The sequence below is a fragment of the Micromonospora sp. NPDC048930 genome, from assembly GCF_043197935.1.
Lineage (GTDB): Bacteria > Actinomycetota > Actinomycetes > Mycobacteriales > Micromonosporaceae > Micromonospora.
This window is the reverse complement of sequence record NZ_JBICUB010000001.1, coordinates 716,000-731,867: the sequence shown is the minus strand read 5'-3', so window position 1 is coordinate 731,867 and position 15,868 is coordinate 716,000. Positions and strand designations below refer to the sequence as shown.

The following is a 15,868-nucleotide window of genomic DNA, read 5'->3' as shown; positions in this document are numbered from 1 at the left end:
GACGAGCCATCTGGAGATCCACACCATGCACGACTACTACCTGCTCGGCCGGTCCGGGCTGCGGGTGAGCCGCCTGGCCCTGGGCACGATGAACTTCGGGACCGACGGCTTCCACGCCGCCTACGGCAAAACCGAGGCGGAGGCCGAGCCGATCTTCCGGCGCTATCTGGAGGCCGGCGGCAACTTCATCGACACGGCGGACTTCTACACCGCGGGCGAGAGCGAGCGGATCCTGGGCCGGCTGATCGCCGCCGCCGGTGCGCGGGACCGGCTGGTGCTGACCAGCAAGTTCACCAACAGCGTCGACCCGACGGATCCGAACGCCAGCGGCAACGGCCGCAAGCACATGATCCGGGCGGTCGAGGCGTCCCTGCGCCGGCTGGGCACCGACTACCTCGACCTCTACCTGCTGCACACGTGGGACCGGATCACCCCGGTCGAGGAGGTCGTGCGGACCTTCGATGACCTGGTCCGGGCCGGCAAGATCCGGTACGCCGGCCTGTCGGACGTCCCCGCCTGGTACGCGGCCCGGGCGCAGAGCGTCGCCGAGGCGCACCTGCTCACCCCGATGATCAGCCTGCAGTTGCCGTACTCGCTGGTCGCTCGCGGCATCGAGCCGGAGTACGTGCCGATGGCGCAGTCCCTCGGGCTGGGCTTGACCGCCTGGAGCCCGATCGGCGGGGGCCTGCTCAGCGGCAAGTACCGGCGGACCGCGGACGGCCTGACCGGCGCGGGGCGGCTCGGCGGCGCGGGCGGGAACGGGCGGCCGGTCGGTGACCGGGACTGGCGGGTGATCGAGGCGCTGGAGAGCGTCGCCGCCGAACTGGGCCGGAGCATGGCCCAGGTGGCGATCAACTGGGTGGCGACCCAGCCCGCCGTCGGCTCCGTGATCATCGGGGCGAGCAGCCCGGAGCAGGTGGACGGCAACCTCGCCGCGCTCGACTTCGAGATCCCCCGGGAGCTGCGCGACCGGCTCGCCCGGGCCAGCGCCGAGCCGCTGGCCACCCCGTACTCGATGTTCACCCCGGAGTACCAGTCCTGGATCGTCAGCCCTGGACTGGGCATCGGCGACAAGCCGGCCGGGTACGCGCCCCCGGTCCTCAACCGCGCCGCGTGAGCCGCGTCCGTACCCGTCCCGGCCACGACCGCGTCCCGCCGGGGCGGGTCGTGGCCGGGTGCCGCCGGCTCGGCGGCGGCAGCCGGCCGCGCCGGCCGCTACGGTGGGGCTGGCACGTCTCATCGGCGGAGGGCTCATGGCGCACGCGCTGACCCGCAAGGGCCAGGCGACCCGGGGGCGGATCGTCGCCGGCGCCGCCGCGGAGGTGCGCGAGCGGGGCGTCGACGAGGTCCGCCTCGAGGACGTGATGGGGCGCACGGGCACCAGCAAGAGCCAGTTGTTCCACTACTTCCCCGGTGGCAAGGAGGAACTCCTGCTCGCGGTGGCCCAGCACGAGGCCGACCAGGTGCTCGCCGACCAGCAGCCGATGCTCGGGGACCTCACCTCCTGGCCCGCCTGGCAGGCGTGGCGGGACCGGGTGGTCGCGCGCTACCGGGAGCAGGGCCAGCGCTGCCCGTTGAGCGGCCTGCTCGGCCCGACGGGCCGGCGCTCCCCGGCCGCGCGGGCCGTGCTCACCGCGTTGATGTCGCGCTGGCAGGACGCGCTCGCCGACGGCATCCGGCACATGCAGTCGACCGGCGACATCGCCGCGGAGGTGGACGCCGACCGCGCCGCCGCGGCGCTGCTGGCGGGCATCCAGGGCGGCGTGCTGCTGCTGCTCGCGACCGGACGGACCGACCACCTGGAGGCCGTCCTCGACCTGGCCATCGGCGCCCTTCGAGGGTCGGTGCGGGCGGGGTGACGGCGGGGCCCGCCGGCCGGCGAGTCCGGCGCTGCGGTTGGCCGACGGGCGGTTGCGCGAGGCCGGGGCCTGATCAGCGACGCCGCCAGTGGATGGGCAACCGCTTCACCCCACGCTGGAAGTTCGAGCGCAGGTAGGCGGGTGGGCCCGCGTACGTGATGCTGGCGGTGCGCGCGAGCAGCGCCTCGAACAGGGCCCGGAGCTGGCACCGGGCCAGGTGGGCGCCGAGGCAGAAGTGCGGTCCGTGGCCGAAGACGAGGTGCGGGTTGGGATGGCGGGTGAGGTCGAGGCGGTCGGGATCGGCGAAGACGCGTTCGTCGCGGTTGGCCGACGCGAACGAGACCACCACCTTGTCCCCGACCCGCACCGGTACGCCGGCGACGGCGGTGTCCATCGTGGCGGTACGCCGGAACAGCATGACCGGCGTCCACCAGCGCAGCAGTTCGTCGACGGCGGTGTCGAACAGGGCCGGGTCCCGGCGGAGCCGCGCCATCTGCGCGGGGTGTTCCAGCAGCGCGATCATCGCGCCCGGCAGGCCGTTGCGGATCGTCTCGTTGCCGGCGACCGCGAACAGCCAGAACATGTTCTCGAACTCGTCCACCGAGAGCCGGTCGTCGCCGTGCTGCGCGAGCAGGATGGACATGACGTCCGGTCCCGGGCTGCGGCGCTTGGACTCGGCCAGCAGGTGCGCGTACGCGTAGAGGTCAGCCATCCCGGCGCGGGTGCGCGGGTCCGGCATCCGGCCGTCGGCGTCCGGGACGGGCCGGTGCCGCAGCGCCTCGCGGGCCGCCGGGGTGCCGGCCCGCGGGTCGAAGGCGGCCGACACGGCGTAGTCCGGATCCTGGAAGCCGATCACCCGGTTCGACCAGTCGTACAGCAGCCAGCGGTCGGGCTCCGGCACGCCGAGTACGTCCGCGAGGGTGAGCAGCGGCAGGTCGGCGGCGAGGTCCCGGGCGAAGTCGCAGGTGCCCTCGTCCGCGTCGCCCAGCGTGCGTTCGACGAGCGCCGTCGCGTTGGCGCGGATCGACGCCTCCAGCGCGGCGACCGCGCGCGGGGTGAACGAGCGGGCCACCGGCCGGCGCAACCGGCCGTGTTCTGGTGGGTCCATGTTGAGCATCATCCGCCGGACGTAACCCAGGTCCGTCGCGCTGGCCGGGTCGCGGATCTGGGTGGCGCCGAGCCAGGACGAGAAGAGCCGGGGCTGTTTGAGCGTGTCGGTCACGTCGGCGTGCCGGAGCACCAGCCAGAAGCCCGGCCCGCCGGGCAGTCCGAGCAGCGGCGGCTCCTCGACCCACACCACCGGGCCGGCCGCCCGTAGCGTGGCGAGCAGGTCGTACGGGACGCCGTCGACGTAGGTGCGGGGGTCGACCAGGGGCGTCGGATCGACCGTCACTGGCCGAGGAACTCCTCGAGCACCGTGGCCAACCGCACCGGCGTCTCGTACATCGCGTAGTGCCCCGCGTTGGCGAGCACCTCGAGCCGGGCGTTGGGGTAGTGGCGCAGCCAGGTCTGGCGCATCGTGTCGGCACCCAGCGCCGGGTCGTGCTCGCCGACGACGGCGAGCGCCGGCACCGGATTGCCCTTGATCTCGTCGGTGAAGTCGGTACGCGCCCAGGCGGTGAGGTACGCGCCGAACGCCTCCCGGGTGGAGTTGTCGAGGGAGAACCTGACCATCTCGTCGAGCCAGCGGCCGGACAGCCGGTTGCCGGTGGTGAGGTCGATGATGGCGCGCCGGTTGTCGGGGTTGGCGGCCGCACCGTCGAACAGCGCCCAGCCCTGCAGGTCGAAGGGCACCCCGCCGGCCGGGACCGGGCTGATGCCGACGAGGCGTTCCACCCGCTCGGGGGCGTCGGCGAGCACCCGCTGGGCGGCGCTGCCCCCCATGGAGTGCCCGACCACCGAGAACGTGTCCCAGCCGAGCGAATCGGCGAGGTCCAGGGCGTCGCGGGAGATCTCCGCGATGCTGTGGTCACCGGCCACCCCGGCGCGGGCGCCGTATCCCCGATAGTCGAGGAAGGCCCAGGTGAAGCGCTCGGTGTCGATCAGGTCCGGCAGGCCGCCCCAGCCCTTCGCGGACCCGAACCACCCGTGCAGGGCCAGCACCCTGCGCGGTCCCTGACCGACGGTGACCTGATTGATCGTCATGGCGGCGAACCCCTTCCGCGGTGGCGGCGCTGCGACCGAGGTGAACGATCCGAGCGCCGGTGACGCCGGCGGTGTGAGAGCGACCGTAGCCTGCCCGCGGACCGAACGGAAGAGCAGCGGACGGCGGTGACCGAGGTCCTCGCACATGATCAGCTAACCGGCCGGTGACCCGGGCGCTGTCCCGGCGCGGCGTGGCCGGCCGGCGATCCCCGGGTGAGGTGAATGGGTATGCCCCTTTTGAGTTTTTCGGGCGTTATGTCGACTTCTGCTCATTAGGCTCCACGGTGTCATCCAGTCATCGACCCGGGACTTCGGGTGCGGGCTCGTACTGCTCGGTCAGGCACATCCCGAGCACGCCGACCCGCGGCACCGCCGGGCGGGCTGGGCCTCTGTCGCCGGAGCCCACGGAGATGCGTGAATCACGATGAAGGACGCGGACACCATGGTCCTGCCCCGGCTCGGGCCGGTGGAGGCCGGCCTCGAGGATCCCTGGGACGAGGACCTGCCGACCGACCGCCGGACAGAGTCGGCCGAGGCGCTCGGCCGGCCGGCGACCGCCACGACACGGCGGATGGCCGCCTGGCTGGTGCCGGCGCTGCTGATGGGCGTGCTCGGTGCCGTCGGGGCCGGCATGCCGGGCCTGGGCAGGGAGGAACTGGCCACCTGGCGCAGCGCCACCTCGTCCTGGCCGGACTGGTCGGCGCCGCACTGGGGCGACGGCACGCTCACGCCGTACGACCTGCTGATGCGCGCCTGGGTCGAGGCGTTCGGCGCTTCCGACCTGGCCCTGCGCGTACCGTCCATCCTGGCCATGGCCGCCGCCGCGGCGCTGGTCGGCGCGGTGGCGGCCCGGATGTTCGGGCCGGGCGCCGGGCTCCTGGCCGGTCTGATCTTCGCGCTCCTGCCGACCTCGACGCGGTACGCGCAGGCGGCCCAGCCGGTCGCGCTGACCCTGCTCGCCGCGGTGCTCGCCACCTGGTTGCTGCTGTCGGCCGTCGACCGGCCGAGCCTGCGGCGCTTCGTCGCGTACGGCGGCGCGGTGGTCGTGCTGGGCCTGTGTCACGTCGTGGCGCTCCTGCTGCTCGTCGGGCACGGCTGGGCCGTGTTCGCCTTCCGGCGCGGCGTGGCCGGCCGGTGGCTCGCCACCGTGATCGTGGGCGCGCTGCCCGCCGCCGCGCTGAGCTGGCTCGTGCTCCGGGACGGCGGGCAGCTCGCCACGGTGGCCCGGCCCGACCTGACCGCCCTCACGGCGGCCCCCCGGGAGTTGTTCGGCGTGACCGCGCTGGGTGCGGTGCTGGCCGGGCTGGCGCTGTTCAGCCTCCCGCTGCGGTACGCCGCGGCCGTCTTCACCGCCTGGGCGGTGCTGCCCCCGCTCCTCCTGGTGCTGGTCGCACGGGTGACGCCGATCTGGTCCCCGCAGTGGCTGCTGTTCACGCTTCCGGCGTGGGCGGCGCTCGGCGCGGCCGCCCTGTCCCGGGTACGCGCCCGGTGGTCGGTGGGCGTGCTGGCGGTGATCGCCCTCATCGGTGCCCCCGCGCAGGCCGCCGTGCGGGCGCCCGACGGGCACGACCAGGCCCCCCGCCGGCTCGCCGAGATCATGGACGGTCATTGGCGACCCGGCGACGGGATGATCTACGGCTTCGGGGACGCCGGCGACGGCTCGGACGTCCGCGACATGGTGGCCCGCTACCTGCGTCCCGACCGCCGGCCGGTGGACGTGCTCGCGGGGACGACGCCACGCGTCGACGGCGCGACGCCGGCCCCCGGATGCCTCCCCGGCTGCCTGCGCGGCGTACGGCGACTGTGGGTGATCCGCGTGGGCGAGCGCACCGACCCGGTGCCGCCGGCCAGCGGTGCCACCGGGCGGCTGCTCCGGGCGGGCTATCACGTCGAGCAGGTCTGGCGACCGAGCGGGTTCACGCTGGCCCTGCTGGTGGACGAGTACACGGATCTCTGACCGGCGAGCGCCTCCGGAGTTCCGCCCGCGCGGCTGTCCGGTCGCATCGGTAGTTCGCACTTCTTCGGCCTCTTTGCCTGCCTAGGAACAGCAACCATTCGCGAGCAAGACTCAGACCCATGGGGGGAACGTGGCCGTCGCCGCCGATACACGCCTGTCCCGCGCCGCAGGGCGGGGGAACCCGGCCGACAGTGCTCCGGTGGGCAGCTCGGCCGCCCCGCCGTCCGGTCCGGGCCCGGACCGTCGCCAGCGGAACATCAGAGCCCGCCTCGCGTACGCGCGGTGCGGCGCGACCGCCGGCCCGCTGGTCGCGCCGGGGCGCCCGGACGCGGCGGTCGCGTTCCGCCATATCGCCTCGCCCTGGGCGCGCCTGGTCCTGACCCTGCTCGTCCTGGTCAACACCGCGGCCGGGGTGTTGTTCATCGGCTGGCTGCTGCTTCCCCAGCACGTGCCCGGCACCGGCGCGAGCGGGCTCGGAAGCTGGCAGATGGTCGCCGCGCGGCTCGGCTTCTGCGTGGTCGTCGGGGTGGAGCTGATCCGCCTCGCGCAGAACGTGGTCGTCTGGATGTTCGCGTTCCACGCCAAGGATCCCGTCCCCGTCGACCCTCCGGTCGGCCTGCGGGTCGCCCTGCTCACCACGATCGTGCCGAGCAAGGAACCACTCGACGTCGCGGAGCGGACCCTGCGGCGACTGCGGCAGATCGTGTACTGCGGCCAGGTGGACGTCTGGATCCTCGACGAGGGGGACGACCCGGCGGTGAAGGAGATGGCCGCCCGGCTCGGCGTCCGGCACTTCAGCCGCAAGGGACGGCCCGAGTACAACCAGCCCGGCGGCGAGTTCCGGGCCAGGACCAAGTCCGGCAACCACAACGCCTGGCGAGCCGAGCACGAGCACCAGTACGACGTGGTGGCCAACGTGGACCCCGACCACGTGCCGCTGCCGCACTTCCTCGAACGGACGCTCGGCTACTTCCGCGACCCGGACGTCGCCTTCGTGGTGACGCCGCAGGTGTACGGCAACATGCACCAGAACTTCGTCGCGCACGGCGCCTCGGTCCAGCAGTACCTCTACAACGGCCTCATCGCCCGGGGCGGAAACGGCCTGGACGCCCCCCTGCTGACCGGCACCGGTCACCTCTACCGGCCGTCGGCCTGGCGGACCATCGGCGGCTACCAGGATTCGATCATCGAGGACCACCTGACCAGCATCCGGATCCACGCCGCCACCAACCCCCGGACGGGCAACCACTGGAAGGGCGTCTACACCCCCGACGTGGTGGCCCTCGGCGAGGGGCCGACCTCCTGGGCCGACTACTTCAACCAGCAGAAGCGGTGGGCGGCCGGCATCTGCGAGATCCTCGTCCGCCCCGAGCTGCGCGCGCCGCGTACGCTGCCGGCACGGCGGCGCTGGCAGTACCGGCTGCTGCAGTTCTACTACCCGAGCGTGGCCGTCAGCCTGCTGCTGGGCAACCTCGCCACGGCGATGTACCTGCTCACCGGGGTGGGCACCGCGCAGCTCGACGTCAGCGTCTGGTCCGTCCTGTGGGGCTCGACCTTCTGCACCTGGTTCATGCTGTGGCTCTGGCTCCGCCGGTTCAACATCGCGCCCCACGAACGCGAGGAGATCGGCCTGGTCGGCATGGCGCTGGCGCTGTTCGCCGGGCCCGTCTACGTGGCCGCCGGGGTCGCTGCGCTGCTGCGCCGGAAGCTGGGGTTCGTGGTGACGGCCAAGGGGAAGCTGCGCACCACCGAGTCGTTCCGCACGTTCCGGCTGCACTTCTGCTGGGCGGCCGCCGCCGCCGGCCTGCTCGGTGCGAGCTTCGTGCTGGGCACCGGCGCGCCCCTGCTGCGGGTGTGGCCGGTCCTGACCCTGCTGACCGGTCTCGGCCCGCCGCTGATCGCGCTGGCGACGAACCTCAGGGCAAGACGCGAACAGCCCGACGAGCCCACCGGGCCGGCCGCCCGGCCCGGGAACGGTGAACGCCAGACGCCGGCCGCGCGGGTGGCTGCCAACGGAGGTACGCGATGGTGAGGGTGACGATTCCGCGGGTCGTGATGGTGCTGGTCGGCGCGCTGCTGCTGACGTACGCCTTCGCGGTGGCACCGGCCACGACGGCCGGCGGCCGGGAGGAGGCCCTGCCCGACCGGAGCCCGAAGGCTGGGCCGGCGGTGGTGACGACGGCCGCGGCGACCGAGACGTCCCAGACCGCCACGGAGGTCTTCCCGCCGGCCGGCAAGGCGTTCATCGGTGTCATGACCGAGGAGGGACCGTACGACTTCACGCCCGTGGACACGTTCACCGCCGCCGCCAAGCACCAGCCGCAGGTGATGCTCTTCAGCGCGGGTTGGGCGGACACCCCGTTCGACCGGGCGCTGTTCGACCGGATCAAGGATCGCGGCATGCTGCCGATGCTGGGCTGGGAGCCGTGGGACCAACGGGTCGACGAAGCAAGCCGGAAGCAGAAGCTCGCCAACCGGCAGATCGACAAGATCCGTTCGAACCAGCCGCGCTACCGGCTGTCCGCCATCGCGCGCGGAGACTTCGACAGCCACCTGATGTCCTGGGCCCAGGGCATCAGGTCCCTGGGCTACCCGGTGGCCATCCGGTTCGCCCACGAGATGAACGGCGACTGGTACCCCTGGTGCGAGAAGGCCAACGGCAACCAGCCGGGCGACTACGTCAAGGCGTGGCGCCACGTGCACGACCTGTTCCGGACCGCCGGGGTCACCAACGCCATCTGGGTGTGGAGCGCCAACGTCCGGTGGAGCGACTCGACCCCGGCGCTCGCCCCGCTCTACCCCGGCGACCAGTACGTGGACTGGATCGGCATGACCGGCTACTACGGCAGCGGGTCGTTCGCGAAGTACCACTCCTTCGACGCGATCTTCGGCCGCACCGTCAAGGAGATCCGCGCCCTCACCCGCAAGCCGCTGGTGGTCACCGAGACCGGTGCCGCCGAGGCCAGCGGCCGCAAGGCCGAATGGATCAGAGAGACCTTCCGGATGCTGCCCGGCCATCCGGACATCATCGGCTTGATCTGGTTCGAGGTGGACAAGGAACGGGACTGGCGGATCATCAGTTCCGGCGCCGCGGCCACGGCCTTCGCCGAGTCGGTCGCCGCCCCCCGGTACGACTTCACCTGGTCGCCGGAGATGATCCCGCGTACGGAGGTCGGACGGTAGCCGGGGCACGAGACGTCGCTCCTGGTTCCACGTCAACCTCTGATCCGGACCTCGCCGGGCAGGTAGGGCGCAGACGGTGACCCGAGCAGGGCGACGAACGCCGCCTCGACGGTCTCGACGACCGGATGTCCGTGATCCGAGGTGTCGACCTCAACGACGGCGTCGACTCCGTCCGGCGGCTCGAAGATCGACGACTTCATCTCGCCCCGCTGGAACTGGGACGCGAGCTGTCGGTCGATGGCCCCGCCCGCGGCTGCCCTCGCACGCAGGCGCACGTCGATCACCGCCTCGCGGGCGACGACGTGAACCGCGAGCACTCGGGCGCCGGCCGCGAGCAGCGCATCCAGCAGCTCGCGGGACAACACCGAGGACTCCACCACGAAGCTCACCCCCGCGGTGGCGAACAGCCGGGCTGCGTCGACCATCACGGCCTCAGCGCGGACGCTGAACGGGCCGCCGGCGGTGTGAAACGCCCGGTCGAGCTGAAGGCCGCCGTCCGGTGCGGCGGAAGCGGCCGACAGCCCGAGGCCGTTCTTGATCTCGTCCCGGGTCAGAAACGGCAGTCCGAGGCGGCGCGCCGTCGCCGACGCAACGGTGGTCTTTCCCGCCCCCGGGGATCCGCACACGGCGATCACCACCGGTCTCTCCATCCCGAGCATCCGCCGATGCTGTCAGATCGCCAGCCGCGCTGTGAAGCGGGAAGCGGCAAAGGAGGGGCGCAGCGCAATCCGCTGGACGGGGATCAGCGGAGTCTCCGACACTCGGCGTGTGATCGACATGCGGGACATCGGGGTACGCCTGCTGGCGGGAGACCTGGCGAGCGAGGAGTTGCCGATGATTGCGGCGCAAGCGCTTGCCGAAGGGCTGGACAGTCCATCGCTGAGGGAACTTGCCGGACACTCGCGAGGCGAGTACCGCGAGGCGCGTGAGCTGCTGGACCAGGTGGTCGGCGAGCTGGGCTTGCGCAACCTGCCCGACGCCGACCAAGCCGTCTGGGAGGTACCGGGTTATACGCGCGCCGTATGGTGTCCGGGACCACCGCACCGGTGGATGGCGCACATGCTCTCGCTGCCTGTGCCGGGTCTCTAGGGTTCCCGGAACCCCTTGCCACGTTCGCGTTCCTCGCCGACCTCTGGCAGGACTCCCCGGCTGAGCGCGCCCAACTGGAACAGGACATGGTGCGCGAGGCCGAGGGCATGGTGCGGGACATGGGTGTAAAGCTGGGATGCGGGCACCAGGCCTCGTCCTGCTTTCACACCTGGTCAGGGTGGTACCACGAGCCAACGAACCAGGCGCCCGAGCCGACGTCGATGTGCTCGCTCACCCACGGCTGAACGATGGCGGCGATCTGCTCCGTCATGCGCCATTCGTCGATAATCCAACCGTCATCTCCGACGTTGACGTGCTTCCGGAGCGGCTCGACTAATTCCGGGGGCAGCTCCCAGGAGCTTTCGAGGACATCGTCCGTCCCGAACTTCTGAACCACATTGACCACGCTCACGCGACGACCGTAGCTGGCGGCGAACGCCGCGGGGGCGGGCGTCAAGTTCCCCGAGTCCCCGAGTCCAAGATCGGGCCGTCCCAGGCTCCGTCAGCCCGTTGCGAGACCGTCAAATCGGTGGGCGACGGATGAGTCGACCAGTACGCCAGATTCCGTCCAGGTGGTCCAGTCGTACAGCGCGCCCTCTGCGGCGCTTCCTTGCAACTCGCTCACGGCAGAGCGCGTGGAGGCTGCCGCGCGAGTACCGTCGACTGTGGCGGCCCGCCGGAGTAGCGGCCGGCGGCCCGCCGCCCAGTCCGCTACCTGGGAGACGACGATGACCGATCCCGCGACCTTCGGTGCGCGCCTCCGCGCTCACCGCGAACGCGCAGGCAAGACCCGCCCGGTCCTCGGTGGGCTCGTGGGTCGCAGCGCCGAGTGGGTCAAGGCTCTGGAGAATGGCCGTCTTCTCCCGCCCCGCCTGCCCATGCTGCTTCGCCTGGCCGAGGTGCTCGACATCTCCGACCTGGCGGACCTGACCGGCGACCAGTCCTTGCCGGTGGCTTCGGTGACCCGCGCCGGTCACCCCGACGTGGACAACGTCGCTGCGGCGATGCAGCGCACTGCGGTGCCGGTCGGCGAGCCGACACCCGTCGACGTGCTGCGCGGCTTGGTCGATCAGGCGTGGGCGCTGTGGCACCGGTCGACTGTCGAGCGAACGGCGGTCGCCGCGGTGCTTCCCGGGCTGCTGGCGGAGGCGCAACGCAGCGCTCGTCGGCTGGACGGTCCGGCCCGACGGCAGGCGCTGGTCGAGTTGGCGCGCGTCTACCACCTTGCGCAGTTGTACCTGGCCCACCAGCCGTATCCGGAGTTGGTGTGGCTCGCCGCCGACCGGGCGATGCTCGCCGCGCAGAACGCCGATGATCCGGCCGCGATCGCTGTGGCCGCCTGGTACTACGCCCACGTCTACCGGGGCGCGAATCAGGTCGACGCCGCTGAGGAGATGCTCATCGACGCCGCCGGCCTCGTTGACCCGGCTGCCGGTGGGGAGCAGTTGGCGCGGTGGGGGCAGGCGCAGCTCGGCATCGCGCTCGGGCACAGCAAGGCCGGGCGGGCAGGGAAGGCGTGGCGCGCGTGGGACGCCGCCGAGGAGGCGGCGAGCCGGCTCGGTCCCAAGTACGCCCACCCGTGGCTGATGTTCGGGCCGGCGGCCTGCGCCGCGTATGCGGTCACCATCGAGACGGACCTGTGCCGACCTGGTGAGGCTGTCCGGCGGGCCGACACCGCGGACTACCGGGCACTGCCCTCGCATACCCGTCGGGCAGCCGCCCTGATCGAGGCCGCTCGGGCGCACATGCTGGATCGAGGCGAGGTCGCGGCGATCCACCTGCTCGGTCGGGCGCTGCGGGAGAGCGTGGACACGGTGCGGCACCAGCCGTTCGCCCGCACGGTCGCACTGGAGTTGTCGAACCGGCCTGGCACGGTCGGGGAGGACGCGCGGGAGTTGGCTCTCGCGATCGGGGTGACGGGGTAGCCCTCCCTCGGGTAAAAACTGTCCCCACCGCCGCCCGTGACCGCTCGTAGCGTCCACGTCACCGACCGCGGCGGATCTTCATCAGGTCCGGTCCTCGACAGGGCCTGACGAGACTCCACCGCCTTCCGACGCTCGACGTGGAGGCGGAACCTGTGGCGACCTGGTCCGAACTGCGCAAGCTGGTGCGGTGGCTGTTCCGGCGGCCGGAGCCGCCTCCAACACCCGGCACCGGCCAGCAGTACCAGACACGCGAGCAGGCGGAGGCGCAGCGGCGGCTGCTCGACCAGGCGAAGCGGTTGCGGGACACGCAATGGCACCGCGGATCGACGCAGATCGCCCCGACCATGCCCATGGCGCCGGGCCGGCGTGCCGGCTACGGGACGAGGGGTCACCGGTGAGCCGAATGGTGGCTGGCGCTGGTGCCACGTCGGCCGAGGGCAGGCAGCGTGTCTCGTACGAGGGGTACCTGCTTGCCGTCGCGCTGACCTTGGCTCGCCGTCACCGGCTGGTTTGGTCGTGGGGGAGGTGGCGGCGGGTCTGTCGCTGCGGAGCGGATCTGCCGTGCCGTGCCCGTCACCGGGCTCCGATCGGTCGTGGGCACTGGCCGGCGGAGGGCGAGTGGTGAGGCAGGAGCAGCAGATTCTTGGCGTACACCTGCGGGGCCTCGACGGGATGTGTGTGGGTTGCCGGGCGTGGTGGGCGCGGTTGACTCCGTACCCGTGTTGGCAGGTGGAGTGGGCGACCAGCGGGCAGGGGCGGTCGTTGACGGCGGCGCTGCTGGGAGGTCGCGCGTGACCACGCACGGGCCAGTGTTGCCGATCTGGAGCTGTGGTGGGTGCGGCGCGCCGTGGCCGTGCGCGACGCGGCGGCGGGAGTTGCGGGCGGAGTTCGCGGACGCGCCGGTGTCGCTGGCGCTCTACATGGGGGCGCAGCTGGTCCGGGCCACCGCGGATCTGACCTGGGCGCCGGCCGGCACGCTGCACCGGCGCTTCCTCGGGTGGCTGCGGTGAGCATCCTGCGCGCCGGGGATGAGAAGTTCCACTACAGCGACGGTTCGCACCGGTGGATCCCGCCGGACCCGGACTGCGACCAGGAGGTCTGCGACGAGCAGGTGCGCCAGCACAAGCGAAATCCCTCGCCACACACCGTTCGAGAGCGACATGTCTCTGAGACATGTTTATGTCGCAGAGACATATCAGTCTTCGGCGGTGTACCGCTCGGACGGCTTTCCACGATCACGGGCAGGCGGACGGCGCAGGCCGCTGATCGGGACCGGCCGGCCAGCGATTCCGGTCAGTCCAGTCGCCCCACCGCGTCGACCAGCTCGGGGAAGGTCTGGATGAAGGCGCTGACGTGGCGGGCGTCGAAGTCCTCGCGGGTGCGTACGCGGCTCTGCAGGCACGCGACGAAGTGCAGGCCGGCGCCACCTGCGGCCTGGGCGTCCCCCGGGGAGTCGCCCACGTACACGCACTGCTCGGGTGCCAGCCCGGTGGCCGCCAGCAACTCGTCGAACACCCGCGGGTCGGGCTTGCCGAACCGGGTGTTGCCGGCGTGGTAGACCGCGTCCACCCGCTCGGCCAGGACGTGATCCGGGGCCAGCATGTGCTCGACCTCGGCCTCGGTACGCGAGGTCAGCAGCATCAGCCGCCGACCGGCCCGGACGAGCTGGTCCAGCGCGCGGAGGTTCTCCGGCGCGACCACGTCCAGCCGGCCGCCGACGACGTAGCGGCGCAGGACCGGCCGGTAGGCGGCGTCGAATTGGCCGACGTCCAGCCCGGGTGACCGCTTCGGCATCGCGTCGAGCAGCGGTTCGCCCCAGGTTGCGAGGTGTACGGCGCGGGACATCGGCGGGCGTCCCAGCGCCGCCAGGACCTCGTTCTCCAGCTCGAAGCAGACCGCCTCGGTGAGGCACAGCGTGTCGTCGACGTCGACAACCACGGCCTCGATCACGGGACCGAGCCTAGCCGGGGCGGTGAACGGCACGGGGAGGCCCGGCGCGGGAAGCCCCCGCGCCGGGCCATGGTCGGTCAGCTCGCGGTGCAGGTGGCGGTGCCGGACGGGCCGGTGCCGACGCCCTGGAAGCCGAACTCCGTGTAGGCGCCGGGGGCGATCCGGCCGTTGTAGTCGACGTTGCGGAAGGTCACGGCGCCGCTGGTGCCGCTGGGCTGGGCGCTCCAGGTGTTGGTGATCGAGGCGCCCGCCGGGAGGGTGAGCGTGACCGTCCAGCCGTTGGTGCCGGCGGCGCCGGCGGTGACCCGGACGTAGGTGACGAAGCCGCCCTGCCACTGGTTCAGCGTCAGCGTCGCGGTGCAGCCCGTGCCCGAGGGCGGCGGGGTCGTGGTGGGCGGCGGGGTGGTCGGGGGAGGGGTGGTCGGCGGGGGAGTGGTGGTGGGCGGCGGCGTGGTGCCACCGGCGTTCAGCGCGTCCAGTACCGCCGTGTACGCGGGCTTCTTGTTGCCGTTGCTGTCGAACAGCAGCGGCGTGCCGCTGGCCCGCCAGGAGTCGCTGTCCCGGATGCCCCAGACGGTGATGCCGGTGCAGCGGGACACGGCCAGGCAGTCCTTGACGACGTTGCCGTAGGTGGTGGCCTGGGCGGTGCCGGAGCCCTCGATGTCGAGCTCGGTGATCTGCACGTCGACGCCGAGGGCGGCGAAGTTCTGCAGCGTGGTGCGGTAGTTGCTCGGGTACGGCGAGCCGCTGTTGAAGTGCGACTGCAGGCCGACGCAGTCGATCGGCACGCCACGTGCCTTGAAGTCCTTGACCATGTTGTACACGGCCTGCGTCTTTGCCCAGGTCCAGTTGTCGGTGTTGTAGTCGTTGTAGCAGAGCTTCGCGCCGGGGTCGGCGGCCCGCGCGGTGCGGAAGGCCACCTCGATCCAGTCGTCGCCGGTGCGCTGGAGGTTGGAGTCGCGGCGGACGCCACCGCTGTCGGCGAACGCCTCGTTCACCACGTCCCAGGCGTAGATCTTGCCCCTGTAGTAGCTGGCGACCTGGGTGATGTGGTTGACCATCGCCTGGCGCAGCGCGGAGCCGGACAGGTTCTGCGCCCAGCTGGGCTGCTGCGAGTGCCAGGCCAGCGCGTGCCCGCGCACGCGCATCCCGTTGGCCTGGGCGTGGCTGACGATCCGGTCGGCGTTGGTGAAGGTGAACTGGCCCTGGGACGGCTCGGTGGCGTCCCACTTCATCTCGTTCTCGGGGGTGACCATGTTGAACTCGCGGTTCAGGATGCCGACGTACTGGCTGTCGGACAGCTTGTACGCGGCCACCGCGGTGCCGAAGTAACGGCCCTTCTCCGCCGCCGACGCCCCGAGCGTGGTGCCGGCGCTGGCGCTGGTGGCGACGACCACCGTCGCCGCGATCATCGCGACGCCGGCCACCGCCGACAGCAGTGCGGCACGCGATCGCGGCCGGGCTGTGGGGCTCCCGCTGCCGCGGGCGAGCACCTTGTCCATCAGGAAGCCTTTCCATGGTGTGGTGGATGACGAGCCCGCTCCGCCGACTGCCCACCACGGTGCCGCCTCGCCGCGCGGTCGCCCGGAAGCCGCGCGGATCGGACTGCGTCCACCGTGAGTCGATCGGAGCGCCGCTCCCGCAGGGAGGGGCTCCATTCGCGGATGTCATTGTCCGTACGCGTCGGCGACAGCGTCAACAACTTCCGGAAACTATCGGAACACGACGGCGGGGCCGGTCCGTCGTGGACCGGCCCCGCC

Annotated in this window: 16 protein-coding genes; 10 read left to right on the top strand and 6 right to left on the bottom strand. The window is 72.1% G+C overall.

Annotated elements, in window-relative coordinates; translation table 11 throughout:
- The first annotated feature begins 25 nt into the window (after nt 1–25).
- Complete coding sequence (locus ACGFI9_RS03200; protein ID WP_393174314.1) at nt 26–1,117, top strand: aldo/keto reductase; 1,092 nt, start codon at nt 26–28, stop codon at nt 1,115–1,117.
- Nucleotides 1,118–1,253: 136 nt separating this feature from the next.
- The gene (locus tag ACGFI9_RS03195; RefSeq protein WP_393174312.1) at nt 1,254–1,859 is read left to right on the top strand and encodes a TetR/AcrR family transcriptional regulator; all 606 of its coding nucleotides are present in this window, start codon (nt 1,254–1,256) and stop codon (nt 1,857–1,859) included.
- 73 nt (nt 1,860–1,932) lie between these two features.
- On the opposite strand, the gene ACGFI9_RS03190 is transcribed toward ACGFI9_RS03195, so the two are convergent.
- Together ACGFI9_RS03190 and ACGFI9_RS03185 are read right to left on the bottom strand one after the other, a co-directional pair.
- On the bottom strand, nt 1,933–3,252 hold the full coding sequence (locus tag ACGFI9_RS03190; RefSeq protein WP_393174310.1) for a cytochrome P450: 1,320 nt from the start codon (nt 3,250–3,252) through the stop codon (nt 1,933–1,935).
- Nucleotides 3,249–4,004, bottom strand: coding sequence for an alpha/beta fold hydrolase (locus tag ACGFI9_RS03185; protein WP_393174309.1), 756 nt, complete (start codon nt 4,002–4,004; stop codon nt 3,249–3,251). The genes ACGFI9_RS03190 and ACGFI9_RS03185 overlap by 4 nt, the downstream gene beginning before the upstream one ends.
- Nucleotides 4,005–4,428: 424 nt before the next feature.
- Here ACGFI9_RS03185 and ACGFI9_RS03180 point away from each other — a divergent pair, with 424 nt between their 5' ends.
- The 3 genes from ACGFI9_RS03180 to ACGFI9_RS03170 all read left to right on the top strand — a co-directional run bounded on the left by ACGFI9_RS03180 (nt 4,429) and on the right by ACGFI9_RS03170 (nt 9,144).
- Entirely contained in the window at nt 4,429–5,961 is a 1,533-nt protein-coding gene (locus ACGFI9_RS03180; RefSeq protein ID WP_393174307.1) for a glycosyltransferase family 39 protein, read from the top strand.
- A 199-nt stretch (nt 5,962–6,160) separates the two neighbouring features.
- Nucleotides 6,161–7,993, top strand: coding sequence for a glycosyltransferase family 2 protein (locus ACGFI9_RS03175; protein ID WP_393174305.1), 1,833 nt, complete (start codon nt 6,161–6,163; stop codon nt 7,991–7,993).
- Nucleotides 7,987–9,144 (top strand): glycoside hydrolase family 26 protein, encoded by a 1,158-nt coding sequence (locus ACGFI9_RS03170; RefSeq protein WP_393174303.1) that lies wholly within the window; start codon nt 7,987–7,989, stop codon nt 9,142–9,144. Before ACGFI9_RS03175 ends, ACGFI9_RS03170 begins: the two co-directional genes overlap by 7 nt.
- A gap of 32 nt (nt 9,145–9,176) precedes the next feature.
- Here the strand turns inward: ACGFI9_RS03170 and ACGFI9_RS03165 are convergent, their stop codons facing one another.
- Nucleotides 9,177–9,803 (bottom strand): AAA family ATPase, encoded by a 627-nt coding sequence (locus ACGFI9_RS03165; protein WP_393174301.1) that lies wholly within the window; start codon nt 9,801–9,803, stop codon nt 9,177–9,179.
- Between the two features lie 109 nt (nt 9,804–9,912).
- Between ACGFI9_RS03165 and ACGFI9_RS03160 the strand changes: the two genes are divergently transcribed.
- Nucleotides 9,913–10,233 carry a hypothetical protein gene (locus ACGFI9_RS03160; RefSeq protein ID WP_393174299.1) on the top strand — a complete coding sequence of 107 codons (321 nt, stop codon included), beginning with the start codon at nt 9,913–9,915 and terminating at the stop codon, nt 10,231–10,233.
- A gap of 163 nt (nt 10,234–10,396) precedes the next feature.
- Here the strand turns inward: ACGFI9_RS03160 and ACGFI9_RS03155 are convergent, their stop codons facing one another.
- Nucleotides 10,397–10,645, bottom strand: a complete 249-nt coding sequence (locus ACGFI9_RS03155) for a hypothetical protein (RefSeq protein ID WP_393174297.1) — start codon at nt 10,643–10,645, stop codon at nt 10,397–10,399.
- Nucleotides 10,646–10,961: 316 nt separating this feature from the next.
- Here ACGFI9_RS03155 and ACGFI9_RS03150 point away from each other — a divergent pair, with 316 nt between their 5' ends.
- From ACGFI9_RS03150 to ACGFI9_RS03135, 4 genes are all read left to right on the top strand, one after another.
- Nucleotides 10,962–12,158 carry a helix-turn-helix domain-containing protein gene (locus ACGFI9_RS03150; RefSeq protein ID WP_393174295.1) on the top strand — a complete coding sequence of 399 codons (1,197 nt, stop codon included), beginning with the start codon at nt 10,962–10,964 and terminating at the stop codon, nt 12,156–12,158.
- Nucleotides 12,159–12,310: 152 nt separating this feature from the next.
- Nucleotides 12,311–12,556, top strand: a complete 246-nt coding sequence (locus ACGFI9_RS03145; RefSeq protein ID WP_393174293.1) for a hypothetical protein — start codon at nt 12,311–12,313, stop codon at nt 12,554–12,556.
- A complete protein-coding gene (locus ACGFI9_RS03140) occupies nt 12,525–12,953 on the top strand; it encodes a hypothetical protein (protein WP_393174291.1) in 429 nt (142 codons plus the stop codon). Before ACGFI9_RS03145 ends, ACGFI9_RS03140 begins: the two co-directional genes overlap by 32 nt.
- Nucleotides 12,950–13,168, top strand: coding sequence for a hypothetical protein (locus ACGFI9_RS03135; RefSeq protein WP_393174289.1), 219 nt, complete (start codon nt 12,950–12,952; stop codon nt 13,166–13,168). The genes ACGFI9_RS03140 and ACGFI9_RS03135 overlap by 4 nt, the downstream gene beginning before the upstream one ends.
- Before the next feature lie 283 nt (nt 13,169–13,451).
- On the opposite strand, the gene ACGFI9_RS03130 is transcribed toward ACGFI9_RS03135, so the two are convergent.
- Together ACGFI9_RS03130 and ACGFI9_RS03125 are read right to left on the bottom strand one after the other, a co-directional pair.
- Entirely contained in the window at nt 13,452–14,108 is a 657-nt protein-coding gene (locus ACGFI9_RS03130) for an HAD family hydrolase (protein ID WP_393174287.1), read from the bottom strand.
- 77 nt (nt 14,109–14,185) lie between these two features.
- The gene (locus ACGFI9_RS03125) at nt 14,186–15,610 is read right to left on the bottom strand and encodes an endo-1,4-beta-xylanase (protein ID WP_393174285.1); all 1,425 of its coding nucleotides are present in this window, start codon (nt 15,608–15,610) and stop codon (nt 14,186–14,188) included.
- Between the last annotated feature and the right edge of the window lie 258 nt (nt 15,611–15,868).